This window comes from Wolbachia endosymbiont (group A) of Myopa testacea, from assembly GCF_964027115.1.
In the GTDB taxonomy this organism is placed as follows: Bacteria; Pseudomonadota; Alphaproteobacteria; order Rickettsiales; family Anaplasmataceae; genus Wolbachia.
On sequence record NZ_OZ034729.1, the window covers coordinates 610,610 to 632,827 of the forward strand.

At 34.3% G+C, this 22,218-nt stretch carries 19 protein-coding genes; 8 read left to right on the forward strand and 11 right to left on the reverse strand.

Annotated elements, in window-relative coordinates; genetic code table 11:
- Positions 1-10: 10 nt before the first annotated feature.
- Positions 11-1,105: a redox-regulated ATPase YchF gene (gene ychF / locus AAGD91_RS03035; protein WP_341821462.1), complete on the reverse strand. Its 1,095-nt coding sequence runs from the start codon at positions 1,103-1,105 to the stop codon at positions 11-13.
- 118 nt (positions 1,106-1,223) lie between these two features.
- Here ychF and AAGD91_RS03040 point away from each other — a divergent pair, with 118 nt between their 5' ends.
- Positions 1,224-2,150: a hypothetical protein gene (locus tag AAGD91_RS03040; protein ID WP_341821463.1), complete on the forward strand. Its 927-nt coding sequence runs from the start codon at positions 1,224-1,226 to the stop codon at positions 2,148-2,150.
- Positions 2,151-2,235: 85 nt separating this feature from the next.
- Positions 2,236-3,408 carry a CCA tRNA nucleotidyltransferase gene (locus tag AAGD91_RS03045; RefSeq protein WP_341821464.1) on the forward strand — a complete coding sequence of 391 codons (1,173 nt, stop codon included), beginning with the start codon at positions 2,236-2,238 and terminating at the stop codon, positions 3,406-3,408.
- A gap of 97 nt (positions 3,409-3,505) precedes the next feature.
- Here the strand turns inward: AAGD91_RS03045 and AAGD91_RS03050 are convergent, their stop codons facing one another.
- The 4 genes from AAGD91_RS03050 to AAGD91_RS03065 all read right to left on the reverse strand — a co-directional run bounded on the left by AAGD91_RS03050 (position 3,506) and on the right by AAGD91_RS03065 (position 6,391).
- Positions 3,506-3,925, reverse strand: coding sequence for a hypothetical protein (locus AAGD91_RS03050; RefSeq protein WP_341821465.1), 420 nt, complete (start codon positions 3,923-3,925; stop codon positions 3,506-3,508).
- Positions 3,873-4,529 (reverse strand): hypothetical protein, encoded by a 657-nt coding sequence (locus AAGD91_RS03055; protein WP_341821466.1) that lies wholly within the window; start codon positions 4,527-4,529, stop codon positions 3,873-3,875. The genes AAGD91_RS03050 and AAGD91_RS03055 overlap by 53 nt, the downstream gene beginning before the upstream one ends.
- Before the next feature lie 134 nt (positions 4,530-4,663).
- Positions 4,664-5,722 carry a hypothetical protein gene (locus AAGD91_RS03060; protein ID WP_341821467.1) on the reverse strand — a complete coding sequence of 353 codons (1,059 nt, stop codon included), beginning with the start codon at positions 5,720-5,722 and terminating at the stop codon, positions 4,664-4,666.
- A 135-nt stretch (positions 5,723-5,857) separates the two neighbouring features.
- Positions 5,858-6,391, reverse strand: a complete 534-nt coding sequence (locus AAGD91_RS03065) for an HK97 family phage prohead protease (protein ID WP_253309059.1) — start codon at positions 6,389-6,391, stop codon at positions 5,858-5,860.
- Between the two features lie 818 nt (positions 6,392-7,209).
- On the opposite strand from AAGD91_RS03065, the gene gap reads away from it, so the two are divergent.
- The 4 genes from gap (at position 7,210) to AAGD91_RS03085 (ending at position 11,485) form a co-directional block, all read left to right on the forward strand.
- Entirely contained in the window at positions 7,210-8,196 is a 987-nt protein-coding gene (gene gap / locus AAGD91_RS03070) for a type I glyceraldehyde-3-phosphate dehydrogenase (protein ID WP_341821503.1), read from the forward strand.
- Positions 8,193-8,954: a twin-arginine translocase subunit TatC gene (tatC, locus tag AAGD91_RS03075; protein WP_341821468.1), complete on the forward strand. Its 762-nt coding sequence runs from the start codon at positions 8,193-8,195 to the stop codon at positions 8,952-8,954. Before gap ends, tatC begins: the two co-directional genes overlap by 4 nt.
- A gap of 149 nt (positions 8,955-9,103) precedes the next feature.
- Positions 9,104-9,481 (forward strand): hypothetical protein, encoded by a 378-nt coding sequence (locus AAGD91_RS03080; RefSeq protein ID WP_341821469.1) that lies wholly within the window; start codon positions 9,104-9,106, stop codon positions 9,479-9,481.
- Positions 9,482-9,931: 450 nt separating this feature from the next.
- Entirely contained in the window at positions 9,932-11,485 is a 1,554-nt protein-coding gene (locus AAGD91_RS03085) for a hypothetical protein (RefSeq protein WP_341821470.1), read from the forward strand.
- Between the two features lie 287 nt (positions 11,486-11,772).
- Here AAGD91_RS03085 and AAGD91_RS03090 read toward each other — a convergent pair whose 3' ends face one another.
- The 6 genes from AAGD91_RS03090 to AAGD91_RS03115 form a co-directional block, all read right to left on the reverse strand.
- Positions 11,773-14,889, reverse strand: a complete 3,117-nt coding sequence (locus AAGD91_RS03090; RefSeq protein WP_341821471.1) for an AsmA-like C-terminal domain-containing protein — start codon at positions 14,887-14,889, stop codon at positions 11,773-11,775.
- Positions 14,882-15,319 carry a ribonuclease HI gene (gene rnhA / locus AAGD91_RS03095; RefSeq protein ID WP_253309066.1) on the reverse strand — a complete coding sequence of 146 codons (438 nt, stop codon included), beginning with the start codon at positions 15,317-15,319 and terminating at the stop codon, positions 14,882-14,884. The genes AAGD91_RS03090 and rnhA overlap by 8 nt, the downstream gene beginning before the upstream one ends.
- A 175-nt stretch (positions 15,320-15,494) precedes the next feature.
- A complete protein-coding gene (locus AAGD91_RS03100) occupies positions 15,495-16,382 on the reverse strand; it encodes a heme o synthase (RefSeq protein ID WP_253309067.1) in 888 nt (295 codons plus the stop codon).
- A 1-nt stretch (position 16,383) separates the two neighbouring features.
- Complete coding sequence (gene ctaD, locus AAGD91_RS03105; protein ID WP_341821472.1) at positions 16,384-17,934, reverse strand: cytochrome c oxidase subunit I; 1,551 nt, start codon at positions 17,932-17,934, stop codon at positions 16,384-16,386.
- Between the two features lie 15 nt (positions 17,935-17,949).
- On the reverse strand, positions 17,950-18,714 hold the full coding sequence (gene coxB, locus AAGD91_RS03110; RefSeq protein WP_341820570.1) for a cytochrome c oxidase subunit II: 765 nt from the start codon (positions 18,712-18,714) through the stop codon (positions 17,950-17,952).
- A 543-nt stretch (positions 18,715-19,257) separates the two neighbouring features.
- Positions 19,258-20,778 carry an HlyD family type I secretion periplasmic adaptor subunit gene (locus AAGD91_RS03115; RefSeq protein WP_341820571.1) on the reverse strand — a complete coding sequence of 507 codons (1,521 nt, stop codon included), beginning with the start codon at positions 20,776-20,778 and terminating at the stop codon, positions 19,258-19,260.
- Positions 20,779-21,044: 266 nt separating this feature from the next.
- Here AAGD91_RS03115 and fabG point away from each other — a divergent pair, with 266 nt between their 5' ends.
- On the forward strand, positions 21,045-21,779 hold the full coding sequence (fabG, locus tag AAGD91_RS03120; RefSeq protein ID WP_341820572.1) for a 3-oxoacyl-[acyl-carrier-protein] reductase: 735 nt from the start codon (positions 21,045-21,047) through the stop codon (positions 21,777-21,779).
- A 95-nt stretch (positions 21,780-21,874) separates the two neighbouring features.
- Positions 21,875-22,210, forward strand: a complete 336-nt coding sequence (locus tag AAGD91_RS03125) for a TrbC/VirB2 family protein (RefSeq protein ID WP_253309072.1) — start codon at positions 21,875-21,877, stop codon at positions 22,208-22,210.
- The last annotated feature ends 8 nt before the right edge of the window (positions 22,211-22,218 follow it).

Below are 22,218 nucleotides of genomic sequence, written 5' to 3' on the forward strand. Positions count from 1 at the left end.
CCCCAGAAAGCTACACATTAAACCTAAAGTGCATTATATCACCATCTTGTACGATATAATCTCTGCCTTCAAAGCGAATTTTTCCTGCGTCTTTGCAAGCTGATTCACTTCCATACTTTATGTAGTCTGCAAAGCTTATAGTTTCTGCTTTTATGAAGCCTTTCTCAAAATCAGTGTGGATTACACCTGCTGCCTTATCAGATGTTGATCCTATTTTTACTGGCCATGCCCGTGCTTCTTTGGGGCCCACAGTAAAGAAAGTTATCATACTCAGCACTTCATACATAATACGCGCTACTCCATCAAGGCCTGATTCTTGTAAGCCAAATTCTGACAAGAAACTCTGTTTTTCCTCTTCACTATCAAGATTTGCAATATCTGCTTCAAGTTTTGCTGAAATGCAATAAAATTTGCTTTTATTTTCCTCCGCCATTCTCTCTACCTTTTGAGATAATTCATTGCCAGTTATAACATTTGTATCTTCAACATTGCAAACGTACATAACGGGCTTTGTTGTCAGCAATTGAAGTGACTTCATTTCGGCTTCGTCCATGTTTTCCAAACTTCTTGCAGGTTTACCGAGTTTTAAAGTAGCTAATACCTCTTGCATTAATTCAAGTTGTCTCTTTAGCTCTTTATCACCTTGTTTTGCTTTCTTTTCCAATTGAGGAAGCCTTTTTTCTATGCTATCAATATCAGCTAGGATTAATTCCATTTCCACCACTTCAGCATCTGATATTGGATCTATTTTACTGTGTACATGGCTGATATCATCATCCGTAAAGCACCTGAGCAGATGCACGATGGCATCAACTTCTCTGATATGGCTTAAAAATTTATTGCCGAGTCCTTCACCTTTGCTTGCGCCCTTTACAAGACCTGCAATATCCACAACTTCTAATTGATTATAAATTATCTTCTCTGAACCGGCAATTGCTGCGATTTGTTTCAAACGCTGATCTTTTATCGAAATCTTGCCTATATTTGGCTCAATTGTGCAGAAAGGATAATTTGCAGCTTCGGCTGCACTTGACTCTGTAAGCGCATTGAATAAGGTTGATTTTCCTATGTTTGGTAACCCAACTATACCGCAGTTAAAGCTCATATTTACTATGTAAAATTATAACTATTGCATAATTTAAAAATTTCTGCTATACTTAATTAGTCGCTTATTAACAATTTTGTTGGTATAGTAACATATAGCTTAAATTAAGGTAAAAATTATGGCTGAATCTAGGAAACGGAAACTATCAAGTGATTTTCACGGTGTTGAAAGTCCGAAAAGGCTCAAGAGCTCCGGGCAAGAAATAGCTTCTTTAAATAGTAATTTTTACCCTGACAATTTCCATATAGGACAAGCAATTGGTAATGGAAGCTGTTTTTTTGACTCGTTTAGACAAAGTTTAGAGCAACAAAAGGGGATAGAAGTTACTGTCGAGCAGTTACGAGAAGACTGCAAGGAATTTGCACAAAACAATCCGCCAGAATGGTTTGTACATTCTATTGCTAACAGTTACGATAATGATGGCCAGCACCGTAGTGAAACTATAGATGATTATACAGCAAACATTATGCGTAACGATAGGTGGGGTGATCCTGAAGTTGAAGGCAGAATACTTTGTGAGAAGTATGATGTAAAATTGCATGTTATAGAGAACCAGACTGTTGATAACCAAGATCTGTCTTTGCATCAATTAATAGACAATTCAGGTTCAAAAAATGCAAGTGAATACAATAAAGTTAATTATGACGACAGTAGTGTTTTGCATGTAATAAACAAAGGCTATGCTCATTTCGAACCATTGCTTGATATAAACAAAAGTTTAGCAAAACAACTGCAAGAGGAAACCAAGCTTAAACAAGAGCAAGAACAAGAAGATTTCCTATTAGCAAAAAAACTGCAGCTAGATGAGATCTTAGAATATTGTAACGTTTCAAAAGACAACCCTAAGAGAGCGGAGGTTGAAGAAAGATTTGATGAGTTATTGGCAGAAAATGCTAATGGAAAAATTTGTGATGTTGTAGAGCAGTGCGTTAGTGATATAAAGCAATACATAGAGCGCTCTGAGAAGCAGAAGTTTTTGAGTCCATCGTGTAGCATGGAAGAACCAAGAGTAACACCTCATCAACAGCAGGAAATACTTGCATAGCAAATTTTCATAGCCCTGTATATTTTTATATAGGGCTTTTGCAAGCATTTCATATAATATGAACTTGCAGTACGTACTAACCTAAATGCAAGTTGACCATGAAACTAGTTTAATCATTGATGCTATAGAGAAATTTGGTGGTGAGGCTAGGCTTGTCGGCGGGTGTGTGAGAGACTCAATTTTGCAGCGTGATGTTCATGATATTGATCTCGCTACCAATTTGCTTCCCAATCAAACGATTAAAGCGCTAAAACTCCGTAATATAAAAACTATTCCAACTGGCTTAAAACATGGAACTATAACTGCGATCCTAAATCAGAGGTCTTTTGAAATTACAACATTAAGGCATGATGTGAAATGTGATGGCAGGCATGCGAAAGTAGAATTTACTAATAATTGGCAAGCTGATGCTTCAAGGCGTGACTTTACATTTAACGCTCTATATGCAGATAAGCATGGCCATATATATGATTACTTTGGTGGTATAGAGGACTTAAAGGCGCGAAGGTTAAACTTTATAGGCAACGCTGAAGATAGAATTGAAGAAGACTATCTACGTATTTTAAGAGCATTTCGTTTTCATGCAAAAATATGTGTCGGAGATTTGAGTGATGAAATACTAAGCGTATGCAAAAAGCATTCGCATATGATCCAAAACCTCTCTGGAGAGAGAATAAGAGATGAAATACTTAAATTGCTGGAGTGCAATGATCCTTTTCCAACACTTAAGAGCATGCAAGAATCTGATGTTTTGCAAAAGATTATCCCAAAAGAAGTAAAATGCGAAATTCTGTCTTCGTCACTTCTTTTCGGCACTGATGCACTAGTAAAATTAGCGTTACTCCTTAGGACCACCAAAAATGACAGGCTAAGTCTTGGAGAATATGTAAGTAAGTTTCTACGTCTTTCAAACAAGCAAAAGAAAAAGCTGTTATTTTTATTATCCAACGATATCAAAACAGAACTCTCAGAAAAAGAGAAAAAAAAATACATATCTTTATTTGGTAGAGAATTATATTGTGATTTAGTAAAAATTTGTGGTGTTGAGTCTGGAGAAAATGTTGATAAATACATTTCGTTTGCTAATACATTCAATATTCCAAAATTTCCTTTATCTGGCGATGATTTAATAAGTATAGGTCACCAGCCAGGAAAAAGTTTAGGTAGGAGCTTGGAGTTGCTAAAACAACATTGGGAAGACAGCTCCTACACTTTAACAAAAGAGGAGCTGGTGCTTTATGCTAAGAGCCTACTCTAACTGTTTTCCGACTGTTCAATGAATGTATGCTTGCAATATTAGTGTGACTCATCGAGGAATTAGGTGTGTATTCTTTTTTAGCTTTTTCTGTTAATTGTTATTCGTTTACTCCTCCTTGAGTTTGATTACACATTTTCTGATCTGGAGATAAAAATTTATCTCTTATGCTTGATGTCAGTTGTAACTCTTGAATCTTATCTGAAAAAAATCTCATTCTAGCTTCTACTAGCTCTTTCACAACAATTTCTTTAAGTAATTCTCCTGAGTCGTTATTATTATTATTTTTGCTATTAAAGCTGTGCAAGATAGAGTCTACAATCTTATTTACCCCTTCTTCTTGTTTGTTAAATTCTAATTTTTTTACGCATTTTCTAACAGAAGATAACAACTTGGCTTTTAACGTGCCATCTCGTAGTTCTTTACCTACATTTTTTCCAATGTGACAATGTTCGTTGACAACTTCTTTAACCTTGGCTTCTATGATCTCCCTTGCGGATTGTTTCAAATTTGCCATCATCTTGATTTGATAGAGACTTTATAGTTTCATTAAGCACGTTATGGCAAAAGTGTTTTTCTTTAAATTCAGGAAACCCTTTTTTTAACTCCTCGTTTTTTCTAGATAAAAAGTTATTGAGATTCTTATCCCCAAGAAGCTTATTGGTCAAGTTCTGCAATTTTGAAAGGGTTGATTTACTAGAGCCTGTAGTTGATTTTGCAGTAGATGCTGCGCTTACCAAACTCACTGTATCTGACGCTTTAGTTTTTGTTTGTCCTTGTGATTTTTGAGTTTCTCCATCAATATCTTCTAACCTTTTATCAACATCCTTTAACTTTTCTTCCAACTTTTGTTGTTCTTGATTATTTAACAGTTGTTGTTGCATTATTTTTAATTGTTCTTCCATGTTTTCTTTTTCTCCCTGTAGTTTCTTAATATCAGCTTTCAATTGATCTTCTACTTGCTTCTGTTCCTTTTTTAGCTGCTCAATCAACTTCTCTTGTTCTGCAAGCTTTTCTCTGGTTTCTTGTAACTCTTCATCTGATTCTTTCTTGAATTCTGCCTTTAGTCTTTCTATTAAGTCAACTTTTTTTCCCTGTAGTTGCTGCACTAACAATTCCATCACGCTCAAGAAAGTTTCCTTTAAGCTATCATCTATTCCAGCTAACTCCCATTCTTTATTTCCTTCTAATATCCGTACTTGTTCTTGTAGCCTAGCAACCTCATTTTCTGAGCTCTTTTTCTCTACTTCAGCAGTGCTTAATTGACTTCTAAGTTCTCTAATTTACGTTCTAGTTTGCACTGACTTTCCTCATGCATTTTGCGTTCTTCTTCCATAGCTTTTAACTGCTCCTCTTTTTCACTATTTAAAGCATTAATTCTGTCTTTTAATTCAACATTTTCCTTTCTTTCTTGCTTCAATTCTGTTTCTTTTTGCTGTAGAGAACTTATCTTCTCCAGTTGTTCTGTTGACTCCTTCTCTTTTACAGATAAATTTTCCTTGAGTTTTGTTACTTGCGCTTGCAAATCTTCATTATCTTTCTTAACAGCCTCACTTATATCTTTATTTTTACCAATAAGTGACTTAATTAAAGCGTCTTGCTCTCTTATTCTTTTCTCTTGATTAGATATAGTGCGCTGTTGTTCGTTATTTTTAGCCTCCATTTCCTTTTTATCTTGTTCTAATACTTCATTTGACCATGTTAAACTATTTATTTTCGTGTCTTTTTCTTTCACCCCTACCAACTCTTCCTCCCGTTTACCTGCATCTTCTGCCAATTCTTTGTGATTCTTTTCAAGTCTTGTAATTGTAAATTTTAATTCTCTATTTTCCTCTTCTAAAAGGACATTTTGTGAACGTTCAAGTTCTAGTTCCTGACTTATATCTTCCAGTTGTTCATTCAATTCTTCATCCTCCTCTATGCTTACTTCTTCCATACTATCGTAGTCTTCATCAATGAATTCATCATTTACTATAGTATCAAAACAACTCTCATCAGTAAACTCACTATTTTCTTCAGTTTGAACCTCTCCATCCTTACTTATTACTTCACTCTGGCTCCCTTTTTCTGCAACCTCAGGTTTTAAGTCAGCTCCAATATTTTTATCCGTTGTTTCAACACATTCGGTCTGCATTGTCGTATCTTGAAATGTTACTTTATTAGATAGAATATTTTCCGCCCATTTGTTCCATTTCTTTGGTAGTATTCGTCCAATCGTTTTTAAGTACAACCAAGCAAATACAGTAGACCAACTGTATTTTTTTTCCTTTCGTTTAACATTAATTTCATAATTAACCGTATTGTTAGTATTTAGCATAAAATTACCTTATTTTTTAACTTTGATTTACAGAAAATTTTAACAGTAGTAAAGTTATATATATTAGTATAAATGTTAAATAAATACTAACGCAGGTATCAAATTATGGTAAAGTCTTTGCCCGCCTAATACACTTTAAGCAGAAATGTACATGTCTGTAAGTACAGCATTTGCTTTTTCTATCGCTCTTGCTAACATTTCCTGTTCATTGTTCTGATTTTTCACATTGATTACCTGAGCAGCTAAGTTTGCAGGAAAAGTGACCAAACTGACTTCCCATAATTCCACTTGTTTTAATACTCTAGCTCCGCTTTTATGATCAACATCATACTCTATAGGTATATAGCCGATGGAAAGTCCATTGATTACTCCAGTTTTGAGCATTAAGTACGCTTCCTTTGCTTTTTGGATGCCCAAAAGTAAGTGTGCGGTTATATACAGGCCAACATCATTTTCGCAAATATCTATAATATTACCTATAGGTTCACCTGGATTGTGCTGCCAAAGGAGTTTTATTTTATTTCTGTTTAAATTTTCCTTAAATGCTCCGGGTAAGATCAGGTCATTTTGTTTATCAACTATATTAAAAACGCTAGCATAACCAGAAAATACACCGTTTTCTCCTATGCTTTTTATTGACAATGGTGAATAGAGAAATTTCTTATTCATAAAGCCTCCTGTAGTATTGGGAATTTTATTTCGCAATGCACTGCGATATAATTCTATTTGGACACTGGGTTATAAAAGTATAGCTTCTACGTCATGCTACCGCGAACCGTCATACCGCGATTCATTCGCGGTATCTCTAGATCCCGCTAACAAGCAGCGTGATGACGATTGTCAGGGTAGTACCTTCTCCTGTCATCCCAGTCCCCAGACACCGGGATCCATTTTGCATGTAATTCCGCTATAGTATTATGTTTTAGTGTAAAGTTTGGTATTTATCCATTAAGTTCGTTTGCGAGCAAAGTTCGCTAGATTCCAGTGTCAAGCACTGGAATGACATCATAGGGGCACTGGGATGACAAAAAAAGGAGCACTGACCATTTTCGGTCTCTTAAGTTGCTTTAGCTACAAACATTAAAAAATTTACCAAACGAAAAAAAGGCAAAAGAAGCCCCGTGGTGCGAGTTTTGATCCTATAATAATTTAAACTGGCGCTGTAATAATGTGCTAACGCTTAAAATAAGCACGATTTGGCTGAATGTAGAAAAAATTTAAAAGACATGCAGCCGCTATAATTTTATGTAATCCGCCAAAAAATACCCTAAGTTTTTTACTGAATTTTTGTTGTTGAACCTGCACAGATCAAAAACAAGTTTTGAGTCAGAAATACCCTTAATACGACAATAAGGGGGCTGGCGGAGTTTGTAAAGCAATTTTTTAGCCCTGTCTCCTTGCTATAATGTTCATATCGATAGAAAAGCAAAAGAATAGAATGAAATATCAAGTGATATCCTCTATAATTAAATTTTTTGAATGAAGAGATGACGATTCGTGTAGGAATTAATGGTCTGGGTAGAATAGGCAGAGGCGTATTGCGTGCTATTTTCGAAATAGAAGAATATAGCAAACAAATAGAAGTTGTAGCTGTGAATGGATCGCTCAGTGCAAAGCAGCATGCACATTTGATTAAATATGATTCTGTTCATGGCAAATTCAGTGGTGATATTGACTTTAATGAGTCTCAAAATTGGCTATCTATAAATGGCAGAAAATTTTCTTTATATAGAGAACGGAGCCCTGAAAATATTCCTTGGAATGTTGATGTAATACTTGAATGTACTGGTGCATTTAACAAGCGTGAAGAAGCAATAAGGCACAATGCAGAGAAAGTGATTGTCTCTGCTCCAGTTCCAGATGCTGATGTAACTATAGTTTATGGTGTGAATAATGATATGCTCAAAAAAGAGCATAAAGTAATATCAGCAGGTTCTTGCACTACAAATTGCCTTGCTCCGATTGTGAAAGTCCTACACTCTAATCTAGGTATAAAAAGTGGCTTTATGACTACTATACACGCCTATACGAATGATCAAAATGTTCTTGATGGCAATCATAGAGACTTATGCAGAGCAAGGGCTTGCGGATTATCTATGGTGCCAACTACAACCGGGGCAGCAAAAACAATTGGTTCTATAATTCCTGAATTAAAGGGAAAGCTAGATGGCACTGCCGTCAGAGTTCCAGTTAGCAATGTTTCTATGGTTGATTTTAAATTTACGACTGATAAGAAAGCGACCGTTAAAGAAATAAATGAAATGTTTAAGGATGCAGCAAGCAATGTGCTTTCTGTATGCACGGAACCTTTAGTTTCAATAGACTTTGTGCATAACCCTTATAGCGCAATTGTGAATTCAACTGGTACATATGTTACAGGCGACATCTGTAGAGTTGCAGCGTGGTATGACAATGAGTGGGCTTTTTCGCTGAGAATGTTAGACATAGCATTATTGAGCCATAGTAAAGTATGAATGGAAACCCAAACAAATATGCTTCATTTTGTGAGCACTTTGCGGAACTCAGAAAAAGAGTTATCTTTTGCTTTCTATTTTTTTGCGTTGCTTTTGGTTTTTGTTACTACTTTAAGGAAAATATATACCGTTTTTTACTTGCACCTTTAATAGAAGCAACAAAAGATAGCGAAGGTTTTTCTTTAATTTACACAGACTTAACAGAGGCATTTTTTGTGTATCTTAGAGTCGCAATAATGAGCGCACTTTTGTTTTCTTTTCCTGTGTTTGCATGGCAATTCTATATGTTCTTAGCACCTGGGTTATATAAAAGTGAAAGGGCAGTGTTGTTGCCATACTTAATTGCAACCCCGGTTTTATTTGTAACGGGAGCTACTGTAGTCTATTACTATATATTTCCTTTAGCCTGGAAGTTTTTTATCAACTTCGAACACAGTGGTAAATCCTTCGATATACCGATAGAGTTTATGCCATCAGTTAGCGAATATTTAGACCTCGTTCTCCAATTTATGTTTGCATTTGGCACTGCATTTCAAATTCCAGTAATACTCACATTGATGGTGAGAGTAGGGTTACTCACTACACAAAGTTTGTCAAATAAACGCAGAATCGCGATAGTGGTAATTTTTATTATCGCTGCAATCTTAACTCCACCTGATGTATTAAGCCAAGTAGGGCTTGCAATACCAATGCTGATTCTATATGAATTGTCCATTCTGATATGTAGGTATATTGAAAAAAAGAAGACAAAGGTTTGAATAAATATGTATTTGTAACGTTCTTTTTCGAGCACGAGCACCTTTTTCTTGCTTAAGCGTGTGTGATCATTACTAATAAGACTTTTTGTATTTGATTTTTTACATAAAATATGGAATACTTAAACTTAAGTTTTTATGGAGGTAGTTATATGTCAGGTTTAAGACAAGAACAAAGGAAATTATATGATCGGGTTATACAGAACGCAATTGGGGATTTTGTCGAGAGTTTTGCCAAAGGTTTTAATGATAAAATGAAAGAGAAACATGAGATAGAAACTAAACAAGTAACTAATAAACCAATAATAATTGGTAGTGTTTGTGGTGTTATAGCTGGATTAGCAGTCGGTGTTGGATGTGGTGTTACCGGTGTTCAATTATCAGTATTAGCTATAGTTGGTATAGCTGTAGCTGCTGCGCTGGCAGTTGGACTTGTTGCTGGTGGTATTACATATGCAGTATTAAAACCTAGTAATAAACTAGATGAACCAGACTCAAACAAAGTAGCGAGTGCTGCTCAGACAGTATAAAGCATTAAGGTCAAGGCCATATATTTGGGTTATTCACGGCATTGTGAATAACTTGGTTGATAACCCAGTAGAATACATAGTTTACGCGTTATGAGTACTTTGGAGATCTATAATAAGTATGATCTCCAAATACTAATATATAATACTTAAAGAGATACTTTAACACTTCTTCTTAAGTGCTAATCTGGAGGTTCGACAAGTTGCTGTTTAAAAGGTTGGGAAGTAGTTTTATTAGCATTGAAAATTACATAATGTATATTATGGAAAATAAAATTACATACATAAGAAGCAACGCTAAAAATAAAATCACATAATATAGCAAACTATAAAACATAGTATAAAAAGAGCTATTTCAGCAAAATTTTAAACAAATAAAATTCACAAGTTAACGAATTATTATGATTTTTACCAAGATAATAATATAGTAAGGTTTGGTAGTGAGGTATCAAAATGGGAAAATACACTAAAGATAATCACGATTGTGCAAACGATGGTACTTGCGGGCAATCTATAACGGATTTTAGGATTGGTAATTCTGACATTTCTTTTTTTGATAGTAACAAAAACTTAATTGCCAAAGTACCTAAACTACCAAAGTATTCTAGGGATAAATATGGGCATCAATTGTATAAGGAAGCTGAGTCAAAGCAGTTCAATTATTTTTCCACAAATATACATGATGTTTTATCTAACAGCTTTACCGTTAAATACGGGTATATAAATTGTACTATAAAATACGACAACTTATCTGAGCAGAAACAAAACCAAATAGAAACAGACATTAAAACTGCCTATGAGGCATTTAAAGAAAAGTTTTGCTTGAAAAATAGTAATGCAAGTTACAATATAACGGTTCACATTTTTAATAATAGAAGCGATTATACAAAGTATAACAATCTTCTCGGCTTAGATAAAGATGGTGGTCCAGGATATATTACACGAGGAGTAACAGATTATCAGAATATTCTGACATATAAGCAAAGTGCCATGGATTTTATTCTAGGTCATGAGCTAGGCCACATATTTCAATTGTGTTTTTCACCATCGGCAACAGTCAAAGCTTTGAGTATTCTGGATACTGAACTCATAGCAAATGTTGTTGGACGAGAAGTAGAAGAAAAAAATTATAAAGCTATTTGCAAGCAGATGGGTGTAGATGAATATGAAGACCATGAATCGATGTTTAGTTTTAAATACAAAGGTACAACTTGTAGTATATACCGCAAGGACCTTTCAGAAGAAGAAAAATTTCAAATTATACAACGTGTCAAGAATTCTGGACTAGATGAATATGAAGACCGTGGATCGATGTTTACATTTAAATACAAAGGTACAATTGGTAGTATATACAGTGAGGACCTTTCAGAAGAAGAGAAATTTCAAATTATACAGCGTATCAAGAATTCTGGACTAGATGAATATGAAGATCATGGATGGATGTTTAGTTTTAAATACGAAGGTACAACTTATAGAGCAGAACACAGGGGTTACCTTTCAGCAGAAGAAGAAAAACTTCAATTTATCAAAGACATTAAGAACTCTCATGAATCGCTCGTTAGTGAACGTCATAGATTAAATGAAGGGCAATTAAGTCAGAATGCAACTGTAGTAATTTCTATTGATGAAAATAAGGAGATAAGTCAAATGTATTTTCATAATCCAGACAAGAATATGTCCGAATGGTTAGATAAGACACTTATAAGCAGAAGTAAACCTGAAGTGGATGTGGATGAAATAGAGCAACCCAGTAATTTCTTATCCAATATTTTTTCAGCAATTAAATCCGTTATTGATTCTATCTCATCATTCTTTTCATGGTTATTTGGGTCTAAAGAGGAAGAACAATCTGATAACAACCTTTCTTTGCTTAACTTATCAGAAGAACAATCCGATGACAATCTTTCTTTGCTTAAACCTGATGTTAATCAAGATGCTGACGAAAACTACGTAGGCAATTACTCACTATGTAATCATGATTATCACCAACATGATGACCTAATATAGTAAAATAACGAACTTTTATCCCCTACCCTTCTAGTTGTATTTATAACTTTGCAGATATGGGAGACGATAAAGGGCACTTAAACAACTAGATAAAAAACTAGGTGGATCATTCCGAAATTCTTGCATTTTTTGTCTATAATTTTGTAAAGAAATAACTTTTACTTTATCATAATCAAGTTTCCAGAAAGAGAGTGGTATTGCTTAAATAATTAGATAAAAAACCAGGTGGATCATTCTGAAATTCTTGCATTTTTGTCCATAATTTTGTTAAACAACTTCCCTTTTGGTCATGTCGAACCAAATTTCTTTTTCACACCACCTTTTAAGCCACCGATGACAGCTTCGTTAGTTTTTGTCATAATGCGATCAAACACTCCCAATAACCTCTTTAATAGGTTTGGAGTTAGCGAAGAGATAAGATCAACAGATACGTTATTGTTTTTGTCATCACCACTTGCTTTATAGTCTATTGAAACGATTCCCCTACTTTTCCCGCCAGTAAGAAGTTTCCCAATTATAGGAATTTTTAACAAAGATTTATTAATTGAATATGCTGGTATTACCTGTCCTTCAACTTGGAATTTATAATTTCTAATGTCGAGCTTACCGCTAGTGCTAATGCCTAATTCCGCCCCTTCAAGCCAAGATTCTTCAATTTCGACAGAGCCATCTTTGTATGAGAAAGGTACATTACATTTATAAAAGTATACACCTTCATCCTTTATAGCATTTACAATACCAGGAAGCGAAGACATCGATAATAAAGTAGTGAGTAGTGGAGCATCTTTGATATAAAAATTACTAATAGATAACATGCCATAATGTTCTTCATTTTCTCTTTGAGGAGATAGATAAAGAGAAAGTTTACCATTTTTGACTGATTTACTAATGCCTAAGGAACGCGAAAGTATACCTGCATTATCCGCATATATTTCGAGCCCTATTCCACTGTATTCCGCTAGTATGTTGCTGCTATCTTCTAGAAACTGTCCTGTAAATTGACTTCCATTGCAATTACCTTTAGTACAGGTTACATTCAGCTTAGCATTTTTGATAACGACGCCTTCTTTCATAATTACATTGTCAACATTCATACTAATTTCTATATCTTTGTTTAATCCATTATTGTTTTTGCCAAGCAAGCCTAAAATATCACTCAAATTGATTTTCTCACCATAAATAGTTATGGCATTTTTTTCCTTACCTGATTCAATTTCTATACTAAAATCATTATCAGGCAATTTAAAACTACTAGAATTTAAATATAAATTTCCATTTCCTACTCTTCCGCTGAATTTTATATCTAGGTCATTTCCTATAACATCTAATTTGTCTATTAACAATTCATCGGCACCTTTTAATTTTACAGAGAACAAAACTTTATTGTGATTTTCAAGACGATTTTTCCACCCAAAATAACTTGAACGTGATTCAAGCTCTGATAAATCCATATTACCATTAACATGTCCCGTCTTATCTTGATTTATCACCAATTCTATATTTGTATTGACATAGCCACCTATATTTTCATCAAAATCAAGTATTTGAGCGGGTAAATCTCCGGTCAAATTCCAGGCAAAACTTTCATTCCTATTGCTACTTTTCAGGTCAAATAATAGCTGTGTGTTATTCACCATACCACTACCATTTAAATCTATAAAGTCACTGCCAAAACTAAGCTTAATGTCATATTTACCAAGACTTGCATTATAGACGGCCAAATTGTCAATTTCAGAATGAAAATTTGCTGAGAAGTCTACTTTTTTGTCATCAGCATTTAGATTAAAAATGCGAAAATTAAATACAGATTTTGCCATTCCACTTACTTTATCCCTTTCAACCTTCACCATATCATCCAGCTTAAATCTTATAGGCTCATATAAACCATACGCATCACTTACAGCTTGGCCATTAATGGTTAGAACTGAATTTTCCTTATTGAGAGATTTCATTTCAATATCACCACCATTAATAGTGAAATTCTGAAACTTAGCGCTATTTGCAGTAATTTTGAGATCGTTATTCTTGATGATCAAATCACCCTTTAATTCCTTTACTTGCTCAAAATCTTCATCAAATTTTACGCTACCATTTTCTATATCAGCAACAATTACAATGTCTGACAGATCGTCATCAACCAAATTGTTAATTTTGCCATTGAAACTTACAATGGTATTTAAAACATCCCCATTAATATTATCACAATACCAGCTTCTAAATTTACTATTCACTACACCATCTGGTACATAAGTACATAAATCCTTTGCAGCAAACTTGCTAATATTAATTCTAAGCAAAGCATGACTTGTACTAAAGTTCATCTTGCCTATTAAAGAGAGATACATGTCATTTAACTTAAAATGGAAGTTTTTTACACTAATAATTCCATCATTATATGTTAAATTTATATTTACATTAGTTAAGGCCAAATTTTTGTTCAAATAATTTTCTGTACTCAATACGTATATATTTCCATCTACAATTTCATCCTTTTTATTAATTTTCACTGAGAAGCTTCCTTTGAATCCTATATTTTTGTCCAAATTGTAGCTTTTAACTAATGTAGAAAACTCGCTCAATAGTCCCAATTTTAGATTATAAAATGTCCCGTATACATTTAGCAAATTGTTGCGATTTTTTATTGTAATTGATAAATCATCCAAAAATCCCTTTCCATCTTTTGTATTCACATAAATATCTAAAACATTAAAATCTTCCCCCTTCCCTATATATAATTTATCAATAAAAAATTCATCTTCTGTGCTTTTATCAATAGCGATGTTAGTAAATTCAATTTTTGAATCCGCATTTAAGTCAAAAAAAAATTCCCTTATTGTTTTTAATAGATTTTTTGCACTGCTTTCTATCATCTTGAAATTCTTCCCTGTCATTCCAGCACTCGTCCTTGTCATCCAAGTAGCTTGACTACTTGTTTCTTTTTTTCTAAATTCCAGCGTCACGCGCTGGAATGACACCGAAGGAAGGCGGTTACTATTTAAATAATGATTATCCAAAAGGTCTAATGAGTTTTGCGGATTAACATTAGTTTCTTCTCTCTTGATACATACATGCACATTATCAGCTGAAACCTGAGAGAGATTTGTGCTAGCTTTAAATAAGGAACTTAACTTAAAATGTACAAAAAGCTCAGGAACTTTTATAGTAAAATTAGGGTTTGCTATTGCCAAATCTGTAATGACTAAATACGGATCTTTGCCATCTTTCTGCCAAACAACTGAGGTATTCTCCATATTAACGCTTGAGCCAACAAATACTTTTGATATTTTATGTTTAACATAAAAATTAATATAATTAATATTGATTTCTAAAGGCTTTAAAAAAATAAAGAAGCACAATATGAACAATAAAGCTACGGAAAATAATATAGTAAATTTTTTAAGCATCGATTATTGCTTTTCTTGCTAAAATATCAGCCTCCTCATTATATTTATTGCCACTGTGTGCTTTAACCCACTTCCAATCAATTTCGTGTTGTGAAGCAACGTTGTCTAGCTCTTTCCACAATTCCATATTTTTTACTGATTTTTTATTACTTGTTTTCCAGCCATTCATTTTCCACTTATTTATCCACTCTGTTATGCCATGCTTAATATAAAGACTATCCGTATATAAATTAATATTACAAGAAAATTTCAATACTTTTAGCCCATTGATCACCGCTGTTAACTCCATTTTATTGTTTGTGGTATTTTCTTCTCTACCATAAATGTCTTTTCTATAATCTTGAAATAATATGATAGCTGCCCATCCTCCCGCTCCAGGATTACCAGAACACGCCCCATCCGTGTATATTGTCACTTCTTTCTTACTCATCTTTGTTTATATCGGTTAACAAAGTATATAGTTGCTTTTATGAAAGCACAATTTCTAAAGGTAGTTTAAGCTGCACCTTTAAATTTTATTATAGAAACAAAAAAAAGTGTGACAACGAGCATTACCAAAAGGAAAAGTAAAAAATAGTTTTTATGCTTCTGCCGTTCTTTCATAACTAAAATAAATCAATAGAACAAAAAATAATACTGGCGAATAGGGAAAATAGATAAGAAATTGAATAAGAAAACATTTGTTTCTGTGAGTTGTGGTTCTTGAATCTGAGAATTGATATAGCGTACCAAATAAAGATGCAACCTGCAAAAATTGCCATGCTTAGATAAAGTAAAGCCTTTTTCAAAAATAGAGCTGGAAGCAAGCTGGTTAATACCAGCAACACACTATAAATTAATATATATTTTCTTGTTTTTTCCGGACCATAAACAATATTGAACATAGGAATCGATGCTCTTGCATAGTCTTCGGACTTATTTAAAGATAGGGCCCAAAAGTGTGGTGGAGTCCACATAAAAATTACTAAAAATAAAATGAAACTTTCCCAACTGACAGAATTAGTCACAGCTGCCCAGCCAATCATTGGAGGAAAAGCACCTGCTGCACCACCGATAACGATATTCTGTGGAGTACGCCTTTTTAGCCAAATTGTATATACGAAAACGTAAAATAATATGCTAACTGCAAGCAAAGCAGCAGAAATATAGTTTACTGCTATTGCCATGATAAATACTGACAATATTCCAAGAGTTATACCAAATTCAAGCGCACTTTCTGCAAGAATTCTTCCTGAGGGTATAGGGCGGTTTTTTGTCCTTTCCATGAGCAGATCTATGTCTCTGTCATACCACATATTTATAGCACCTGCAGATCCTGAGCCAAGAGCAACACATATAAGAGATATTAGTGCTAGAAAAGGGTGCATACTACCTGGTGCAGTAACCATACCAGCAACTGCAGTAAATACCACAAGATACATTATCCTTGGCTTCAGCAAACGCCAAAAATCCAGTATTGTTGATTCAACATTTAGCAAAACACTTGTGTACATTCTATTTTACCACTGGTGGCTTTTCGAAAGTATGAAAAGGCGGTGGTGAAGATACTGTCCATTCCAAGGTGTCACCTTCCCAAGGATTATCTTCAGCTTTTTTGCCCCATTTAAAGAGATATATAACTATAAACACAAAAAACATAACTGAAATAAAGGACATATATGAGCCAATTGAGGATATATAATTCCAAGGGATAAACGCATCAGGATAATCAGGTATACGCCTTGGCATGCCAGCTAATCCTAAGAAATGTTGAGGTAAAAAAGTGATATTGGTACTAATAAAAGTAAGCCAAAAGTGGATTTGACCTAAGCGCTCATTATATTGTTTACCCGACATTTTACCAATCCAATAATAAAAGCCAGCAAAAGCTCCAAATAATGCAGCAAGTGACATGACATAATGGAAGTGAGCAACAACATAGTAGGTATCATGCAGAAGCTTATCTATTCCACCATGAGAAAGAATTATTCCCGTTATGCCACCGCCAACAAACATGAAAATAAAACCTAGTGCAAATAGCATAGGGGTCTTAAACTCAATTGCTCCACCCCACATAGTTGCAATCCAGCTAAAGACTTTTACACCAGTTATAACACCGATAAAAATTGTGGTAGTGCTAAAAAATGCAGCAGCGTCAGCACTAAGCCCAACAGTGAACATATGATGAGCCCACACCATAAAGCCAAATACTGCTATACCTATCATAGCATAAACCATCCCTATGTAACCAAATACAGGTCTGTGAGAAAAAGTTGATACAACCTGACTTATGATGCCAAATGTAGGAAAAATAATTACGTAAACTTCTGGATGACCAAAAAACCAAAATAGATGTTGAAATAACACAGGATCCCCGCCACCGGCAGGAGCAAAAAAGGAAGTACCAACATTGCGATCAGTAAGAAGCATAGTTATAGCACCGGCAAGCACTGGTAAGGCAACAATCAACATAAATGCTGTTAGCAAGACAGACCAAACAAACAGTGGCATCTTAGTTAATGACATTCCTTTTGTGCGCATGTTAAATATAGTAACTATAAAGTTGATTGCCCCAACAATTGACGACATACCAGCAACATGAAGTGCAAGTATAGCAATGTCAACTCCTGCACTTGGATGGGACATTACCTGTGATAAAGGTGGATATAAAGTCCAACCTGTACCTGGACCTTCACCAATAAACACTGAGAGAATGAGCAAAATAAAAGATGACACTAATAACCAAAAACTTAAATTATTCATACGAGGAAATGCCATATCTGGTGCGCCAATCATGAGAGGTACAAACCAGTTACCAAATCCTCCCATGAGGGCTGGCATTATCATAAAAAACACCATTATCAACGCATGCCCTGTAACCATTACGTTATATAATTGATAATTATTGTTAAGTATATTAATGTGCATTAGCTGAGTGCGAATAATCACCGATAATAATCCACCAATAATTCCAGCTAATATGGAAAAAATAATGTACAGTGTCCCTATGTCTTTATGATTAGTGGAAAACAACCAACGCTTTATGCCCTTTGGTACGTCACTCATATCTATACTCCAAATTTAACTCACTAATTTTCTATTTTCAATCCACTTATTAAAATCTTCTTTGCTTACTGCTTCAACAACAATTGGCATAAATCCATGGCCTTGACCACACAATTCATAGCACTGCCCATAATAAACACCAGACTTTTTGATATTAAACCACGCCTCATTCAGCCTACCTGGTATCGCATCAATTTTTACACCGAAAGCCGGTACTCCCCAGCTGTGTATCACATCTCCTGCTGTAACTTGTAAACGAACGTTAGTATTAATGGGTAAAACGATGTTGTTATCAACAGAGAATAGCTTTAAATCTCCTTCGATAAAGTCTTCTTTTACCTTAATATAACTATCAAATGACACACCTTGATATTCTGGATATTGGTAACTCCAATACCATTGATGGCCAATAACTTTCAGTGTTATATCAGCTTTCGGTATTTCTTCCTGTAGCTTCAGTAATTTAGCGTTTTCAAAGGCTAATATACCAACAATAATCGTTGGTATAACAAACCAAACAATTTCTAAAAGAACATTGTGGTTAGTTTGGCTTACGTTTGCCACTTTGCTTTTACGAAAGCGAAATACTACATAAGCAAGCAGCGCCCACACAAAAAGCATTATTACAACCATCACAACCATTACAAACGAATGTGACCTAACTACAGCCTCCATTACTTCAGTTGCAGGAGCAGGAAATCCAAATTGCCAGGAAGTAGGAGCAGAGGCAACAGATATATTTGAGTAAAATATTATCAATAGTGCAAATAACTTCACCATATCTTTTGTTTGTTTGCTATAAAACTAAATGATATACTGTATAATAGTATATATAAACTTACTATGCAAATAGAGATTAGTGATGGTTAATAATTTTTTAGCATTCAATAAGTATAATAGTACAATACTAATTTGAGGAAAAAAGCATTTACATAAATCTATTGTAAGTAAAAATATTATAATATTTTAAATTAAGTATTTACTTTAAGTAAATTCTATAATAAGTTTAATAGTGTCTGTTACTGCTAATAACCCTCTAGCCTCACACCTAAAAGCAGTAACAGACACTATTAAACTTTATGACAAGTTTATAATCTGTAAGATCAAAATCTTACAAGTTTCTTTATTTTATTATATATTGCAGTTTGTTAATTAACTTTTAATGCCTATGGTAGCATTTACAGCTTGGACCAAAGGTTTACGCATTATAGAAAATAATTATAAAAAAACACACTATATTTGTATACCATACAAACTTTTTTCATTCTGCATAGCTGAGTTACTAGATTCTGTAAACGAAATCTTTAGAGAAGCCAAATAGAGCTACCTTTCTATAAAAGACCTATCGACTGTTGCAATTATAGGTGTAAACAAGAATGATAAAAGAGTACGGGATTGAGTAACTATGTACACTTCTGCTGGCATACCAGGGTATAGGTATACATTTTTAAATTGAGCAAGCTCTGACTTCGGTATCACTACGCGCACTGAATAATAACGCCCTAGTCTTGGATCATCAAGAGCATCAGGAGAAATATGGCTTACTATACCACTAATTAAACTTAAACGACGTGCACTGTAAGCACTCAGCCGGACTTTAACCTTTAGCCCTTCTAGCCCATCAATAGAGACTATGTTGCTATCTTTCTTTTGTGCTGACAGTAACTCTTCTATGTTTCTGGTCTGAATTTTAGCATCTATTATTAGGTCATCATCCGATGGCACTACGCTCATGATTGGAACTCCAGATTGTATAACACCACCTTCAGTATGGTATCTTATATCTGTGACTATCCCATCTTGAGGGGATTTAATTATTGTACGTGCTAATGAATCTTCAGCAACCATCAGCCTCTCTTTCAAGTCTGCAATAGACGTACTAACTTCCTTAAGTTCAGCGTTTGCTCTTTCTTGAGAATCATTTCTCACGTTTATAATTTCTAATTCATTCTCTCCAATTTTTTGCTGCACTTGAGATATTGCAGAACGGTAATGTCCAACTCTGCCTTCAATTTCAGCAAACTGTTTTTCTAAAGCTAAAATGTGTGGTTTGCTTATATGGCCACTATCAAGTAATTGTCTTTTTGTTTCCAACTCCTCAGTTATCAAGTCATATTGCTTATGAGCTGCATTTAGTTGAAAGTTTAGCCCAGCTAATTCATCATTTAACTGCTTTATACGTTGTTGCAGTATGTCTGTTTTTCCCAATATGCTCTTTCTCTGAGAGTTGAACAACTTTACTTGATTCTTTATCGCTTTATTTACAAGTTCATCGTGAGATAATTTTTTAACCTCATCAGGAAACTCGAGCGTGTCTAAATCTCCTCTGATTGCAATAAGCCTTGCTTCTGTTGCTAAAAATGATAAGAGTTTCTCTTTGATAATACTTAAATTCGCCTTCTCGTTAACATCACTCAACAAAACTAGAGGCTCATCTTTTTTAACTGCTTGGCTCTCTTTGACTAAAATTTTGCTTATTATTCCTCCGCCCAAGTGTTGAACTATTTTCCTATTTGAAGATACAATAACTTCTCCACTTGCATGCACCGCACCGTCAATTGGAGCTATAGCCGACCAAATACCACCTATCCCAAAAAAGATGAGTATTACTACCAGACCAAAAAATAGTGGTCCCCATGTTACTCTCAGAACTTCATTTACGTTATTACTTTCGCGTTTTAAAATAAAATTTATCACTTCATCAATCAATGCAAACGTCTTATCCAAAAATTTTGGGTACTTCTTCTTTTTATTTCTTGCTTCTTGCATATTTATATTATCACTATGGCCAATCAGGCCTGTCAAAGAAAATCCAGCGCTAAGCTTTTTTAACTTACTTATCATAATACTACTGTGAATTTGTGTTAACTCAAGATAACACACAAAAACAAAGAATCTATAATTTAGGCATTCCATTTAGACTGCAGAGCACCAGAATAAACTATTTAGTAACAATTCCTGCATCAACTATGTTTTTAAAATTTTTTGACGTTTAACTTTATTATAACTTTTCCTTTATTTTGTGAATATCTGAGTTACTTATATTATGTAAGAAATCTATTGCCAACCAGTCGATATTCTGTTAGGAATTAAGATAATATAAAGTTATTATGTTTAGATTGGAAAGTAGAAAGTTCCTGATCACTGGCGCATCAGGAGGAATAGGGCAAGCAATTGTAAAAATTATGTACAAAGCCGGAGCAACTTTATGTATTTCTGGCACAAAAAAAGAAGTGCTCGAAGAAGTTGCTAAACAATATGAAAAAAATATGCACATACTACCTTGTGACTTATCAAATGCTGAGAAAGTAAATCAACTAGTAAATAGAGCAAGTGAGTTGATGGAAGGCTTTGACGGGCTTATATGCAATGCGGGCATTACGCGAGACAGTTTATTATTGAGAATGACAGATGAAGCATGGCAAAAAGTAATTGATATTAACTTGAGCTCTACATTTAAGCTGAGTAGAGAAGCATGTAAGAGACTAATTAAGAATAATTGGGGAAGAATTATAAATATTTCCTCAATAATAGGGCTGACAGGAAACGCCGGGCAAGCAAATTATGCAGCGTCTAAAGCTGGAATAATAGCCATGAGCAAATCTATAGCAAAAGAAGTTGCAAGTCGTAATATAACAGTAAATTGTATTGCTCCTGGGTTTATAGATACTAAAATGACTGAAGTTTTAAATGAAGGACAAAAGGGAAAAATATTAGATAATATTCCAATGAAAAGAATGGGAACAGGGGAAGAAATAGCAGCAGGGGTCTTATTTTTAGCAAGTGATGAAGCAAAATATATAACAGGGCATGTGCTTAACATTAATGGTGGGTTATTTATGTAGCAACACTTATGTATAGACAAATTATAATTTTTACTTTAAAATAAAAATATGTGTAGGTTTGCGTTTGCGTTAATTTGTTATTTAAAGGCAAGAAAATGAGCTCTATAATAAAAAGATTTTTTAGTGTTTTTTGTGTAGTATTACTTTTCTCTTTCTCAGGTTATGCAGCTACCACTGATCCTGATATGGATGACACAACTAAAGTAATATGCAATATTATTGGTTACGTTTGGGGAATAGGCGGTCCACTTATGACGGTAGTAATAATTGGTGCAGCTTTGCTTGCAATATTTGGCAGGATGCCGTGGCCAGCCCTCTTTGCTCTAGGCATGTTCTGTGGTGTATTTTTTGGCGCTAAAACTATCATAACGAAAATTATGCCCAACGTAAGTGATGAAGCAAAAGCTATGTTGGAAAAGTGTGGAAAATAACCCATAAA

Coding starts and splice junctions, on each gene's coding strand:
- tatC (WP_341821468.1), top strand. CDS start 8,193: ATGAATGGAAACCCAAACAAATATGCTTCATTTTGTGAGCACTTTGCG.
- ctaD (WP_341821472.1), bottom strand. CDS start 17,934: ATGAGTGACGTACCAAAGGGCATAAAGCGTTGGTTGTTTTCCACTAAT.
- AAGD91_RS03090 (WP_341821471.1), bottom strand. CDS start 14,889: ATGCTTAAAAAATTTACTATATTATTTTCCGTAGCTTTATTGTTCATA.
- AAGD91_RS03125 (WP_253309072.1), top strand. CDS start 21,875: ATGAGCTCTATAATAAAAAGATTTTTTAGTGTTTTTTGTGTAGTATTA.
- rnhA (WP_253309066.1), bottom strand. CDS start 15,319: ATGAGTAAGAAAGAAGTGACAATATACACGGATGGGGCGTGTTCTGGT.
- AAGD91_RS03080 (WP_341821469.1), top strand. CDS start 9,104: ATGTCAGGTTTAAGACAAGAACAAAGGAAATTATATGATCGGGTTATA.
- AAGD91_RS03040 (WP_341821463.1), top strand. CDS start 1,224: ATGGCTGAATCTAGGAAACGGAAACTATCAAGTGATTTTCACGGTGTT.
- AAGD91_RS03050 (WP_341821465.1), bottom strand. CDS start 3,925: ATGATGGCAAATTTGAAACAATCCGCAAGGGAGATCATAGAAGCCAAG.
- AAGD91_RS03065 (WP_253309059.1), bottom strand. CDS start 6,391: ATGAATAAGAAATTTCTCTATTCACCATTGTCAATAAAAAGCATAGGA.
- AAGD91_RS03100 (WP_253309067.1), bottom strand. CDS start 16,382: ATGTACACAAGTGTTTTGCTAAATGTTGAATCAACAATACTGGATTTT.
- AAGD91_RS03115 (WP_341820571.1), bottom strand. CDS start 20,778: ATGATAAGTAAGTTAAAAAAGCTTAGCGCTGGATTTTCTTTGACAGGC.
- ychF (WP_341821462.1), bottom strand. CDS start 1,105: ATGAGCTTTAACTGCGGTATAGTTGGGTTACCAAACATAGGAAAATCA.
- fabG (WP_341820572.1), top strand. CDS start 21,045: ATGTTTAGATTGGAAAGTAGAAAGTTCCTGATCACTGGCGCATCAGGA.
- gap (WP_341821503.1), top strand. CDS start 7,210: ATGACGATTCGTGTAGGAATTAATGGTCTGGGTAGAATAGGCAGAGGC.
- AAGD91_RS03085 (WP_341821470.1), top strand. CDS start 9,932: ATGGGAAAATACACTAAAGATAATCACGATTGTGCAAACGATGGTACT.
- AAGD91_RS03045 (WP_341821464.1), top strand. CDS start 2,236: ATGCAAGTTGACCATGAAACTAGTTTAATCATTGATGCTATAGAGAAA.
- coxB (WP_341820570.1), bottom strand. CDS start 18,714: ATGGTGAAGTTATTTGCACTATTGATAATATTTTACTCAAATATATCT.
- AAGD91_RS03060 (WP_341821467.1), bottom strand. CDS start 5,722: ATGCTAAATACTAACAATACGGTTAATTATGAAATTAATGTTAAACGA.